13 protein-coding genes are annotated in these 13,486 nt (G+C 51.0%); 7 read left to right on the forward strand and 6 right to left on the reverse strand.

Going from position 1 to position 13,486, the window contains the following annotated elements; genetic code table 11:
• The first annotated feature begins 24 nt into the window (after positions 1–24).
• The 3 genes from tehB (at position 25) to mgtE (ending at position 2,484) form a co-directional block, all read left to right on the forward strand.
• Positions 25–639 carry a tellurite resistance methyltransferase TehB gene (gene tehB / locus WFK59_RS10225; RefSeq protein WP_233987400.1) on the forward strand — a complete coding sequence of 205 codons (615 nt, stop codon included), beginning with the start codon at positions 25–27 and terminating at the stop codon, positions 637–639.
• Positions 640–739: 100 nt separating this feature from the next.
• A complete protein-coding gene (locus WFK59_RS10230; protein ID WP_031375371.1) occupies positions 740–925 on the forward strand; it encodes a YfgG family protein in 186 nt (61 codons plus the stop codon).
• A 125-nt stretch (positions 926–1,050) separates the two neighbouring features.
• Entirely contained in the window at positions 1,051–2,484 is a 1,434-nt protein-coding gene (mgtE, locus tag WFK59_RS10235) for a magnesium transporter (RefSeq protein WP_233987399.1), read from the forward strand.
• Positions 2,485–2,487: 3 nt separating this feature from the next.
• On the opposite strand, the gene WFK59_RS10240 is transcribed toward mgtE, so the two are convergent.
• The gene (locus tag WFK59_RS10240; protein WP_336755721.1) at positions 2,488–2,985 is read right to left on the reverse strand and encodes a helix-turn-helix transcriptional regulator; all 498 of its coding nucleotides are present in this window, start codon (positions 2,983–2,985) and stop codon (positions 2,488–2,490) included.
• A 20-nt stretch (positions 2,986–3,005) separates the two neighbouring features.
• Entirely contained in the window at positions 3,006–3,251 is a 246-nt protein-coding gene (locus WFK59_RS10245) for a hypothetical protein (protein ID WP_233987397.1), read from the reverse strand.
• Positions 3,252–3,443: 192 nt separating this feature from the next.
• Here WFK59_RS10245 and WFK59_RS10250 point away from each other — a divergent pair, with 192 nt between their 5' ends.
• Entirely contained in the window at positions 3,444–3,623 is a 180-nt protein-coding gene (locus tag WFK59_RS10250) for a DUF2158 domain-containing protein (protein WP_336755722.1), read from the forward strand.
• A 31-nt stretch (positions 3,624–3,654) separates the two neighbouring features.
• Here the strand turns inward: WFK59_RS10250 and WFK59_RS10255 are convergent, their stop codons facing one another.
• Positions 3,655–4,428 carry a DUF3750 domain-containing protein gene (locus WFK59_RS10255; RefSeq protein WP_336755723.1) on the reverse strand — a complete coding sequence of 258 codons (774 nt, stop codon included), beginning with the start codon at positions 4,426–4,428 and terminating at the stop codon, positions 3,655–3,657.
• 1,147 nt (positions 4,429–5,575) lie between these two features.
• Here WFK59_RS10255 and WFK59_RS10260 point away from each other — a divergent pair.
• Both WFK59_RS10260 and WFK59_RS10265 read left to right on the forward strand, forming a co-directional pair.
• On the forward strand, positions 5,576–5,791 hold the full coding sequence (locus WFK59_RS10260; RefSeq protein ID WP_336755724.1) for a helix-turn-helix domain-containing protein: 216 nt from the start codon (positions 5,576–5,578) through the stop codon (positions 5,789–5,791).
• 11 nt (positions 5,792–5,802) lie between these two features.
• A complete protein-coding gene (locus tag WFK59_RS10265) occupies positions 5,803–6,678 on the forward strand; it encodes a hypothetical protein (RefSeq protein WP_336755725.1) in 876 nt (291 codons plus the stop codon).
• On the opposite strand, the gene WFK59_RS10270 is transcribed toward WFK59_RS10265, so the two are convergent.
• From WFK59_RS10270 to guaB, 3 genes are all read right to left on the reverse strand, one after another.
• A complete protein-coding gene (locus tag WFK59_RS10270; protein ID WP_336755726.1) occupies positions 6,667–8,256 on the reverse strand; it encodes an Eco57I restriction-modification methylase domain-containing protein in 1,590 nt (529 codons plus the stop codon). The genes WFK59_RS10265 and WFK59_RS10270 overlap by 12 nt on opposite strands.
• Before the next feature lie 488 nt (positions 8,257–8,744).
• Complete coding sequence (gene guaA, locus WFK59_RS10275) at positions 8,745–10,325, reverse strand: glutamine-hydrolyzing GMP synthase (protein ID WP_233987394.1); 1,581 nt, start codon at positions 10,323–10,325, stop codon at positions 8,745–8,747.
• A 72-nt stretch (positions 10,326–10,397) separates the two neighbouring features.
• Positions 10,398–11,864 carry an IMP dehydrogenase gene (gene guaB / locus WFK59_RS10280; protein WP_233987393.1) on the reverse strand — a complete coding sequence of 489 codons (1,467 nt, stop codon included), beginning with the start codon at positions 11,862–11,864 and terminating at the stop codon, positions 10,398–10,400.
• A 168-nt stretch (positions 11,865–12,032) separates the two neighbouring features.
• On the opposite strand from guaB, the gene xseA reads away from it, so the two are divergent.
• Positions 12,033–13,406, forward strand: a complete 1,374-nt coding sequence (gene xseA, locus WFK59_RS10285; RefSeq protein WP_336755727.1) for an exodeoxyribonuclease VII large subunit — start codon at positions 12,033–12,035, stop codon at positions 13,404–13,406.
• Positions 13,407–13,486: the final 80 nt, after the last annotated feature.

The following is a 13,486-nucleotide window of genomic DNA, read 5'->3' on the forward strand; positions in this document are numbered from 1 at the left end:
GCCCATCCAACTGAACTGATAACCATGACACAACAAACCGAACGTCTGCGTGACGAAAACTATTTCGCCGAAACCTACGGCCTGACGCCGCCGCACTCTGAAGTGGTTGCCGCGCTGCCGATGCTCAACGTCGGTAAGGCGCTCGATCTCGGCTGTGGCGGCGGTCGTAATACGCTGTTTCTTAATCAGCAGGGTTTCGAGGTAACTGCCTGGGATCACAATCCGCAGAGTCTGGCACGCCTGCACGATATCATCGGGCGCGAAGGCCTGAGCGGTATCCACACCGAGCAACGCGATCTGAACAACACGCGCTTTAATGGCGGCTATGATTTTGTGCTGTCGACCGTGGTGATGATGTTCCTGCAGCCGCAGGCCATTCCGCAGCTGATTGCCGATATGCAGGCCTGTACGGTGAGAGATGGCTACAACCTGATCGTGGCGGCGATGAACACCGACGATATGCCCTGCCCTGGCGACTTTACCTTTGCGTTTAAATCGGGTGAGCTCAGCCATTACTACCGTAACTGGCACATCGTGAAGTACAACGAACATCCCGGCCAGCTGCACCGTAAAGATGAAAACGGCAACCGCATCACCTGCCGCTTCGCTACTCTGCTGGCGCAGAAAGCCAGCTACTGATCTTTGTCTGCTGTTTTTTTCAACAGCGATTGATTTCATCTGGCGACTGTGACTAAATATTGCAGTCGCCCAGCATGGGTCATTACAGGAACCACCCCGCGTGAACAGCGCTATTTCTCCCCGAAGACGTCAAAAAACCGGCACCATGACCCGCATCGTGTTGCTGATCAGCTTTATCATTTTGTTTAGCCGCCTGATTTTTATCCTGCCTGCTGCTTTCGAACATCACCAGCAACAAAAATCGCTGCCTGAACCGGTTGCCGTCAGTTCTGGCGATACGCGTTAGCGAACACGACTTATTCGCCTGAAAAAACTGCCACGCCGTCCGGTTGACTGCGCCATTTTTTGCATCCCTTTTTCAGGCGAAACGCTACACTTCGTGCTGGTGCTTTCAGACTAAAGGGATTCAACGTGTCTGCCTCACACTCTCAACGTTTAAGTGAAATACGTCATCGCATTCTGACGCTGCTGCTCAATGAGCACGATCTGGTTGATGCGTTGCTGGATAAAGCCAGTGACCTCAGCCCTGAACAGCAACGTGAAAATGCGACCCAGCGTGACGCGCTGGAACAGGATATCCTTCAGCTGCACGCGGCTGACCTTGCCGATATCCTCGAAGCCTTACCGGAAGAAGAACGTCAGGCGCTGTGGCGGCTGGTGCCGAACGAACGACGCGGCCTGGTGCTGGTAGAAGCCTCGGAAACCGTCTGGGCCAGCCTGACCGAAGAGATGAGCGACCGCGATATTCTGCGCGCCATCGAACCGCTGGATATCGACGATCAGGTATGGCTGGCACGCTATCTGCCGCGTGACCTGACCGGTCGCCTGCTGGCGTCGGTGGAGCCGGGCCTGCGCGCCCGGATGCTGAGCGTGGTGGAGTTTGACCGCGACCGCGTTGGCCGGGTGATGGATTTCAATATCCTGACGGTGCGCGACGACGTGACGCTGGCCACGGTACAGCGTTACCTGCGTAAGCATAAAAGCATGCCGGGCGGCACCGATAAAATCTTCATCACCAATGATGATAATCTGCTGCTGGGCGAACTGATGCTGACTGACATCCTGCTGAACAAGCCGAAAACGCTGGTCAGCGAGGTGATGAATGCCCGCCCTACGACCTTCCAGCTCAACGATAAAGCCGAAGACGCCGCCAGCGCCTTTGAACGTTATAACCTGATCTCCGCCGCGGTCACCGATGCAAAAGGCCGGCTGATTGGCCGTATCACCATTGAAGACATCATCGATTTGGTCAACGCCGAAAACGAAAGCAACATTCGTAAGATGGGCGGTATCAGTCAGGAAGAGGATGTGTTCGCCCCGGTGCGTAAGTCGGTGCGCAAGCGCTGGGCATGGCTGGCGATTAATCTCTGCACCGCCTTTATCGCTTCACGGGTCATCGGGCTGTTTGAAGGCACCATTTCGCAAATTGTGGCGCTCGCCACCCTGATGCCGATTGTCGCGGGCATTGGCGGCAACACCGGTAACCAGACCATCACCATGATTGTGCGTGCGCTGGCGCTGCATCAGGTTGAACCGGGAAACTTCTCGTTCCTGATTGTCCGTGAACTGGGCGTGGCACTGATCAACGGCCTGTTCTGGGGCGGCATTATGGGCGGCATCACCTGGCTGATGTATGACAACCTGGCGCTGGGCGGCGTGATGATGCTGGCAATGGCGCTGAATCTGCTGCTGGCGGCGCTGATGGGGGTTCTGGTGCCGCTGGTGATGACCAAAATGAAGCGCGATCCCGCCGTCGGCTCCAGCGTATTGATTACCGCTATCACCGACACCGGCGGCTTCTTCATCTTTCTGGGGCTGGCGACGCTGTTCCTGCTGCCGCACTGAGCCTCAGGCGCGGCCTTCGCGGCGTTGTAATGCCCGCCTGAGATTGCGCTGGCGCGTCACCTGCGCCAGCTCACCGATGGCAGATGGCAGCGCATAAGTGCCGCGCTGGCTTAACCACGCCAGCACATCGTCCAGATGCCAGATTGCAGTTTTGCCGTCATGCACCGGCAGCGGAAACGGCGGACGCTGGCTGAGCATCAGTTTACGCATATTCTGGCGTGACATACCGGTGAGTTCCGCCACATCCGTCAGCCCGACAAAATCGGGTGCCGCTTCCGCCAGTATCGCGCCGGGAATCGCGCTCATGACCTCTTCCTCTGCGCGTTTCAGTGCCTCACTGGCAGAAGAGGCCTCACGGCTAAACTCCAGCGCAATTCTGCCGGGAACGCCAAGCCCGACCAGCGCATCATCACAGCCCGCCATTGCCAGATTCTCCAGCATCTCATCCTGCGTGGCATGATCCGCTGGCAGACTAAATCGTAGAGTAAAACGGTATTCCATGAGCCGCTCCTTTTGCTGTGTCAGGCCGTAAGAGTGTGACAATGATCAACCACGCGCCGCAGGGCATTGGCATGGTTTTGCGCACTCTTCGGCGTACTCCAGATGCAGGTCAGGCAAAACTCGCCACACCGACAGGTCATCAGTTTTTTCGGGCAGTACATTTTGCCCCACGCATGATGGCCGCCCGGCACCACCCGCCATCCATGGGATTCTGCGTAACATAAAGCCGATTCAATCTCTTTATTGGGATGTCGCTTTCTGACCATCTGAGCCTCTCAGCCTGACGTGAAACCCGCCAGTTGTCAACTGACAACTGATAAAATAGATGTTATGCGGCTCAGCATGGGCAGACTTTTTCTCGCGGTAAAACAGTCAGGGTATAAACTGGAAAACGGCACGCAAAAAATCATCAACTGTGGATTTACGCGACCAGAATAAAAACACTCTATGGAGGCAACATGTTTAAAGCTGATGATTTTGTCCAGTCAAAGACCGGCGGTCCAAAGATGCAGGTGCTGCGGGTTGAAGGCGATACCCTGTGGTGTGCACGCATTGACGATGCGACCAAAAATGAGATTGAAGTCAAGGCGGATAGCATGAATCTGTATCACGAAGAAGGCGACTTCGGCGTCTGCTGATAAAACTGGCCCCGGTTAAGGGGCCAGACTATTACGGCTTATCCTGCTGAAGGTTGTCGTGACCGAGGCCGCCGATAAACGGCAGACGCAGCCGGAAAGGCGTGAAATCCAGCCCCATATTTAAGCCCAGCAGATTCACTTCAAAGCCCTCTTCAGCGCCGAGCGTCACACCCGCTACGCCCAGAATCGACACCTGTAATCCGCGTCCCGATGGCGGTAACCCAATCGGACGCCACAACGGCCGGTAATCTTTGCCCAGCGCATTAGCGGGCAGATCGAGTTTCAGTGCCGGCACTTCCCGGCCGATATGCGCCAGAAAGGTATTACTGTTGGGGCCTGGCCAGGCGTAATAGGTGGTCGGCCACGGGTAAGATTTAATTGCCGCTTCAATCTGCGGAATCATCGCTTCCGCCGCCGGACCGCGATGCTCCACCAGCAACCGCGGTTTCGCGCCATACCAGTAACCATCCGGAATATTGGTGTTGCGGCGGACTTTATCGCCGCTGCCCCAGCTAATCACTTCATAACGGTTATAACGACTTTCGCCAGCGCGTTTAAAGATGATCCACGGATGAACCGCCACCGCGCCTTTCCAGCCGTAGGTCGGCGCGGCATAGACCTGCACTATCGCCAGGTTGGCTATGGCGCGCGGATCGGGGGCTATCCCGGCCGAATCACGACGAGCCGACCACCAGCCACCCTTTTCATTGTTATCGCTGTGGCGGGTCGCCTGCGCGATGCTGGCACCCAGCGATAACAGTAAGACGGCAACAAAAAACAGGCTGAACACTTTAAGTGAGAGCATGACAACATTCCTGGTGACAATAGTGGCAACGCCTGATTAGCAGACGGATTCAATAAGGGGCGGCTTTGGGATACGAACGATCGGTGAAAGCGGCGGGTAAAGGCGGACGGCAAAGCGGACGCACGTCTCTCTACTGCAGAGCAGGATAGCGCAATTTGCGGCAAAGTGAACAGAAAACCGCCAGCGGCGGGTATGGATGCGCTGAAAGGTTAAAACGGAGAACAGAATGGCCTGCCTGTTAACAGCCAGTAAAAAGCCCGCGGTAAGGCGGGCTTCAGTTACTCAGGATTCAGGCGGTGGGTAGCGACTTACTCAAGATCTATTATTAATAATGAATAAAAAAACCTATGATTATAAAATCATTAAATACAGTATTAAAAAATCATTTAATATATTAACCCAAAGAAAAGTAATACTCCTTACCACTTTAGTGCTACATGCCTACTTTTTTATAAACGAATATTTCCTTAATGTGACTAATGCGACTCTATCCGATTTCAAACTAAAACCCAGTCACTATTCATATTTATCACACACACAGCTCCGGATCTCTCAATATGACGAATACAGCCCCGAAAACTGTGTTCATAAAAAGAATTAGCCCCACATTTGGAATAGCCCAAAAACCTCGCTTAAAGCAGAAGTTAAAAAATGATAAATTTGATAACATTTAAACCGAATTTATTAATAAAATTGAGCTCATAAAAAAACACTAATATTAACAACTCGTTTTACTTGCACCGGCTATAGATGATTTCATTTATTTGCAGTATTAACTGCATTTAAGGAGAACATTTATCGTAACAGTACTGTATGCGCTACGGATTATTTTTGTATTATGTTACTTTTTCTTTTTGCATAAGGAATATTGAGCAAAGCTTGCTATTATAAAGTTGACTCGCACCAAAACCTAAATAATTAAAAATATCATCCTATCGATTAACATATAAAAAACTACCCCATTACTCAGGCAACATTTCAATTTCAACAAAAAAATCACTACTATGTCATGTGCCTTAAACCAATAGCAGAAGCATAAGCTTACGCTGAAAATCTCAACACCTTTGCAGGATGGTACTTATAGTCCGTAGACTTATAAGCATCACCCTGCAAAAGTGTTAAACATTAAAAACCTCTAGGCATAAGTGTGGAAAATACAGTTTGCAAAAGCTTTGGTAAGAGAATACGTTTCCTGCGCCTGAGTGCGGGGCTTTCACAAGAACAACTCGCTAACTTGTGTGACCTAGATCGAACTTACGTCGGAGGAATTGAGCGCGGAGAACGAAATCCGGCATTAAAAAATATACACCGTCTGGCTCAAGCGCTGGGTGTTTCGCTTTCAGATTTGTTTAAAAATATATAAGGAACTAATAAGTGACATTAGCTCTTATGGAATTAAAAAATAGTATACTGGACAATTTCCATAATCAACTTTATCCAGCAGTAATCCAAATTGACTCCTGCAATTTAGAATATCAAAAAAAGGCACAAGCGGTTAATTCCCTTGCCGGGCAAATAAGAAACAACTGGATTAATTGGATCGCTTCATTGCCAGTAGGGGATAGAACAAATGCCTCATTAGTACTGCAATACTGCTATTCAGTAGCAAGCCTAGAATACAGGAATAAGGTTTGGCCCTATGAATATATGGCATTTTCCCGGCGAGTAGGTGAATTATGGGAAGGTTTCTGCTCTGCTGCCTGGAACTTTCCGAATCGGGTAAACGTGCATCGCTATAATCACCCACACTTTGATGACGTAAGAAGAACACTTAGAACGCGTTTAGACCTTAACATTGGTGACCACCCGCTTAAAAATGAACTACAAAAAGATATAGACATTCTGTTTGACATCATCGGTGACATCAATATGAAAGAGGATGAAGTGTTCGAGGTTGATGGAGTCCCCCATGTTATTGATTTCAAAAGTGGGTTTGGCTCTAATGAAAAAGGAAATATGCTACGATTGCAGACAGTAGGGCGAGCATATAAACTTTGGAATTTGAATACCCGCCTGCTGTTACTCGTCAGGCAGTCTGCAAATAACAACTATCTTAAAGTTTTAGAAAAGATTGGATTATGGGAAGTCCATACGGGCGATAATGCTTATAACCTTATCGCCGAACTTACCGGAGCTGGCATTCAGCAAGTTCGGCGAGAGATTATAGATTGGGAGAACGATCTTTCCGAAGACTTTAAAACTCATCTATCGCAACAAACGACAGATCTTCGCTCTTACTTAGAATGGTAATGGATCAATTGCTCCTATAAAATCATCGCAAACCTCTTGCGGCAGGGATTTATTATTTTTAGCATTTTCATAAATTTCTGCCGCAGCCTTATATTGTTCATCTGTTAGCTTAGGCACAGGCAGACGCTTTAAATAATTAGCTGAATTATTAGCACTGCCATTAGTAATTTCTTTAATTCTACGAGAAGCAAGTGATGAATTCAAATAGATAAGAAGAAAAGAAATATCTCTCTCTGCCTTTGGGAAAACTCCAACGACGCCTTGATCAAATACAGCGTTTTCCATAATAGCAGCAGAAATTCGCCGGGTTGAAACCATAGGAACAGAAATGCCACGCCGGAAATAGTAGCTGGCGTTTTGCAGACGAGCTTTTTTATTCGTTTTATAAAAACATACGGATTCCACGCTCCAATGTACGGCTGACGAAGGCTGTTCAAATGGTTGCCTGTGCCCTCCACGAATCAATGGTACATAATCATTTCCATCTTTGATGCCTGATTCCATTTCTTCTACAGTAAGTTCTTCGCATTTTACTTGCCCCCATTCAATGGGATGTCCATTAATCCTACGCGTCACGCGAGCAGGATCAAACCCAATAAATCTTTGATTGTCACCAGTGTAAATACCCGTGCGACATTCTGCTAAATCTCCAAGCAAGATATGATCAGCAAAATATTTTGTATCCTCACCTAGCATGCCCGAGTTCCATCCCGTGGAGACTTGCTGTATAATCTTTTTAGCAGCCACACTTGATTGAAAAACGGTCTTTAAGTTCAGAGAATTTTCATTGTGGAATAAGTCACTCCAATAAACAGTATCAAGCTCTTCTAGTTTTTTTCTATTACCTGCAATTATGCACAAGTTCCCATAAGCAAAATTTACAGTTTCAAATCTCTTCGAAGGGAATCTTATAATATGTGAAGGCGCAGCATTTTTTATAATGAATTCTCTAAGCGGCTTATGAGAAATGCTTGTAAGAAAGGTATCCGGAACAAGAAATACGTAACGCCCATTCTCTTTTAGCCGAAGAATTGCTAACATAAAAAATAAGCCATACGATTCTTTTACATAGAAATTCGGGTATTTCTTTTTGAGCTGGCGCCTGTACTCTAAATCAAAATATAATCCATATGGAGGATTTGAGATCACTGCATCATAATAACTTTTGCATATCGCATCAACTTCATCGGGAATTTCATTATCAAATATTTTTATGAAATCTTTATGATGCAGGGTGAGTTCAAGGTGACCAAATTTTTCTTTTGTAATCTCTAACGCATCGCTATCAATATCAACTGCATCAATTTTTATCGGGCTACCGATAAGACCAGAGAGAAATGCTCCATAACCTACGCTGGGTTCAAGCACTGACAAACCTGTAACATTCCCTAAAAGCTGACACATTAAACATTTTATATCATTGGCATCAGTGAAATACTGTTTCAAAATTTTTTTCTTCATTGCAAATCTCTTAAGATAAATACTTAAAATCATCATATCACATTGCACTACGCCAAGTCTACTTAGTACCCTGGCTATAAAATATAGTTGTTCTTTAAAGCTTGGAAGAGCAAACATCTGGCATAAATGTACATAAACGCAATTTATTCTGTACTAAAAACGGCCACGATGCTCAACTATAGAAGGTTTTATCGGACGTTCAAAATCGGCCAACTTCGCCCTATTCTAACCACATTTAATTGCTTATCGGAAAATTTTCTCCTTCGCCGTATAGCGTTTATTTTCGGTAGAAGTTGCATAGCATGCAATCAGTCAGCATGTATTCCCTTTAAAAAACATGTTCAGAAAAGCACTTTCGCCTCACGAGAAATTCAACCAAACCGGCCTTGTCATAAGATTTACAAATATACGTGCTACGATGACACATTAACTTAGTAAGCATGGCATTTAGCTCATTAAATACTCATACCATGATATATAAATGCGGTGCATGACGATATGTAAAGCTGCCAGAAAGTGCCAGACATAAAAACAAAAAGCCCGCAGTTACGCGGGCTTAGAAGTACTTTACTGCTTTTACGTTCAGGCTGTTGCCATACGTTAAATCATTCCCACTCGATGGTCGCCGGTGGCTTACCGCTGATGTCATACACCACGCGGGAAATACCATTGACTTCATTGATGATGCGGTTAGAGACGCGGCCGAGGAAATCATACGGCAGATGCGCCCAGTGTGCGGTCATAAAGTCGATGGTTTCCACCGCACGCAGCGAGACAACCCAGTCATATTTACGACCATCGCCCATTACACCCACTGAACGTACTGGCAGGAAGACGGTGAAGGCCTGGCTGACTTTGTTGTAGAGATCCGCTTTATGCAGCTCTTCGATAAAGATCGCATCGGCACGGCGCAGCAGGTCGCAATACTCTTTCTTCACTTCGCCCAGTACACGCACGCCCAGACCCGGGCCCGGGAATGGATGGCGGTAGAGCATATCGTACGGCAGGCCCAGCTCCAGACCGATCTTACGCACTTCGTCTTTGAACAGCTCTTTCAGCGGCTCAACCAGGCCCATCTTCATCTCTTTCGGCAGGCCACCGACGTTATGGTGCGATTTGATGACGTGTGCTTTACCGGTGGCAGAAGCCGCCGACTCAATCACATCTGGATAGATGGTGCCTTGCGCCAGCCACTTAACGTCCTGCAGTTTCAGCGCTTCTTCGTCAAAGACTTCCACAAAGACGCGACCGATGGTTTTACGCTTGGCTTCAGGTTCATCAATCCCCGCCAGCGCATCCAGGAAACGCATCTCAGCCGGCACATGGATGATGTTGAGACCGAAGTGGTCGCCAAACATATCCATCACCTGTTGTGCTTCGTTCAGGCGCAGCAGACCGTTATCCACGAACACACAGGTCAGGCGATCGCCAATGGCGCGATGCAGCAGCATCGCCGTCACGGAGGAGTCAACGCCGCCGGACAGGCCAAGGATTACTTTATCGTTGCCGACCTGCTCACGCAGGCGCTCAACCGCATCTTCGATGATTTTAGCTGGCGTCCACAGCGCTTCACATTCGCAGATGTCGATAATGAAACGTTCAAGCATCCGCAGGCCCTGACGGGTATGCGTCACTTCCGGGTGGAACTGCACGCCGTAGAAACGCTTCTCTTCGTTGGCCATGATGGCAAACGGACAGGTTTCGGTGCTGGCAACGGTGACGAAGTCGTCCGGAATGGCGGTCACTTTGTCGCCGTGGCTCATCCAGACATCCAGCAGCGGTTTACCAGCAGCGCTGATCGCGTCTTCAATACCGCGCACCAGCGCACTTGGCGTGGTCACTTCAACCTGAGCATAACCAAACTCACGCTCGCTGGAACCGGAGACTTTGCCGCCCAACTGCATCGCCATGGTCTGCATACCGTAGCAGACACCCAGCACCGGCACACCGGCGCTGAAGACATATTCAGGCGCACGCGGACTGTTCAGCTCGGTGGTGCTTTCCGGTCCACCGGAGAGGATGATGCCGCTCGGATTGAACTGGCGAATCTGCTCTTCGGTGACGTCCCATGCCCAGAGTTCACAGTAGACACCCAGTTCGCGCACGCGACGTGCCACCAGCTGAGTATATTGAGAGCCGAAATCGAGAATCAGAATGCGATGCTTATGGATATTTTCCGTCGTCATTGAGGGGTTTCCAGAACGGTGACTTGATAAAGTAAAGCGCCCGGCTGAAGCCGGGCGGGAAATCTTACGGGATTACGATCCCATGCGGTAGTTCGGTGACTCTTTGGTGATGGTCACATCGTGTACGTGGCTTTCGTTGATGCCGGCGCCGCTGATGCGGACAAATTCCGCTTTGGTGCGCAGGTCATCAATGGTCGGGCAGCCGGTCAGGCCCATACAGGAGCGCAGTCCGCCCATCTGCTGGTGTACGATCTCTTTCAGGCGGCCTTTATAGGCAACGCGGCCTTCGATACCTTCCGGCACCAGTTTGTCAGCCGCGTTATCGGTCTGGAAGTAACGGTCAGATGAGCCTTTTGACATCGCGCCCAGTGAACCCATGCCGCGATAGGATTTGAATGAACGACCCTGATAGAGTTCGATTTCGCCCGGTGATTCTTCGGTACCCGCCAGCATCGAACCGACCATCACGCAGGATGCACCCGCTGCAATCGCTTTGGCGATGTCGCCTGAGAAGCGGATGCCGCCATCAGCAATCACCGGAATACCGGTCCCTTCCAGCGCAGCAACGGCATCAGACACCGCGGTAATCTGCGGCACGCCCACACCGGTCACGATACGGGTAGTACAGATGGAGCCAGGACCAATACCGACTTTCACTGCGCTGACGCCCGCTTCAACCAGCGCCAGAGCGCCGGCACCGGTCGCCACGTTGCCGCCAACGATTTCAAGATCGGGGTATTTCGCGCGGGTTTCACGAATACGTGACAGCACGCCTTCCGAATGACCGTGCGAGGAGTCAATCAGCAGCACGTCGACACCGGCCGCTACCAGAGCATCGATACGCTCTTCGTTGCCTGCGCCCGCGCCAACCGCCGCACCCACGCGCAGACGTCCCTGCGCATCTTTACAGGCGTTAGGTTTACGTTCGGCTTTCTGGAAATCTTTTACGGTGATCATGCCCAGCAGATGGAAGCTGTCGTCTACTACCAGCGCTTTCTCAACGCGCTTTTCATGCATTTTGTGCAGCACCACATCGCGCGCTTCACCCTCTTTCACCGTCACCAGACGATCTTTCGGGGTCATTACCGCGGAAACCGGCTGGGAGAGGTCAGTGACAAAGCGAACATCACGACCGGTAATGATACCGACCAGTTCGTTGTCACGGTTCACTACCGGATAACCGGCGAAGCCGTTACGCTCGGTCAGCGCTTTCACTTCGGCCAGTGGGGTGGTTGGCAGTACGGTCTGTGGTTCAGTGACCACGCCGCTCTCATGCTTCTTCACCTTGCGGACTTCATCCGCCTGGCGTTCAATAGACATGTTTTTGTGAATGAAGCCGAGACCGCCTTCCTGCGCCAGCGCAATCGCCAGGCCCGCTTCGGTCACGGTGTCCATTGCAGCGGAGAGCATAGGAATATTTAAACGGATATTTTTGGTCAGCTGAGTGCTGAGATCGGCCGTATTCGGCAGGACGGTGGAGTGTGCAGGAACGAGCAAAACGTCGTCAAAAGTGAGTGCTTCTTTAGCGATTCTTAACATGGCAATACTCCACCTCGGGTGAATGAGAATAGATAAAATATTGCCGCGGCATTATACAGGCCGTAATCGATTGCCTCCAGCATTATTTCAGAAAAACTCTTGATCCGTGCTAGCAGCCCTGTAGTATCGGTGAATTAACCTGCTGATTTGGAATTTGATCTTCGTCACATGTCGCTGCCACCCGTCGCCAATATTTTTACCGTCAGCCGTCTTAACACCACAGTGCGTCAGCTGCTGGAAAAAGAGATGGGCCTGGTCTGGCTGAGCGCCGAGATCTCTAACTTCACTCAACCCGCTTCCGGGCACTGGTACTTCACCCTGAAGGATGACGGTGCCCAGGTGCGTTGCGCGATGTTCCGCAACAGTAACCGTCGCGTCACTTTCCGGCCGCAGCATGGTCAGCAGGTGCTGGTTCGCGCCAATATTACCCTGTATGAGCCGCGCGGCGACTATCAGCTGATTATCGAAAGTATGCATCCGGCCGGTGAAGGTCTGCTGCAGCAGCAGTTTGAACTGCTGAAAGCCCGGCTGGCGACCGAAGGGCTGTTCGAACCGCAGCATAAGCAACCGCTGCCTGACCCGGCGCGCCAGGTCGGTGTGATTACCTCTTCAACCGGTGCCGCGCTGCACGATGTGCTGCGGGTGCTGCATCGCCGCGATCCCTCATTGCCGGTGGTGATCTACCCGACGCCGGTACAGGGCGTCGATGCGCCTGCCGCGATCGTCCGGGCGATTGAGATCGCCAACCAGCGCAATGAGTGCGACGTGCTGATTGTCGGCCGTGGCGGCGGTTCCTTGGAAGATTTATGGAGCTTCAACGACGAGCGGGTCGCGCGCGCCATTTTTGCCAGCCGCATTCCAATCGTCAGCGCCGTCGGCCATGAAACTGACGTGACCATTGCCGATTTTGTGGCGGATCTACGTGCGCCAACGCCCTCTGCCGCCGCAGAGCTCGTCAGCCGTAACCAGCTTGAGCTGCTGCGTCAGCTGCAGTCGCAGCAACAGCGGCTGGAGATGGCGATGGATTATTATCTGGCGCGCCAGCAGCGGCGCTATAGCCGGCTGGAGCACCGCCTGCAACAGCAGCATCCTCAGTTACGCCTTGCCCGTCAGCAAACCGCCCTGTTCCGCCTGCAGCAGCGACTGACAGACGCGATGGAAACCGCTCTGCGCCACGCCAGCCGTCAGCAGGATCGTCTGACGCATCGGCTGACGGCGCAGCAGCCGCAGCAGCGTCTGTTCGACGCGCAGAAACAGCTACAAAGCTGGCACTATCGCCTGCAACAGAGTATGCAAAAGAAACTGAGCGCCGACCAACAGCGGTTCGGCCAGCGGGTGGCGCAGCTGGAAGGCGTCAGTCCGTTAGCAACGCTGGCGCGCGGCTTCAGCGTCACCACCGACACCACGGGCCAGGTGGTGAAAAAGACCCAACAGCTACAGAGCGGCGATCTTCTGCGTACCCGTCTGGATGATGGCTGGGTCGAGAGCCAGGTGACGCAGCTGCTGCCAGAGAAAAAGCGCCGCCGCAAAACCGCCTCCTGATCCGCCTCTGCGTTCATACTTTTCATCTTACAGCTGGCCTCACTCACCAGGCCTATCCAGCCTGTCGGGTCTATACTTTT

Origin of the sequence: Pantoea sp. USHLN298 (genome assembly GCF_037149395.1) — a bacterium.
Lineage (GTDB): Bacteria > Pseudomonadota > Gammaproteobacteria > Enterobacterales > Enterobacteriaceae > Pantoea > Pantoea astica.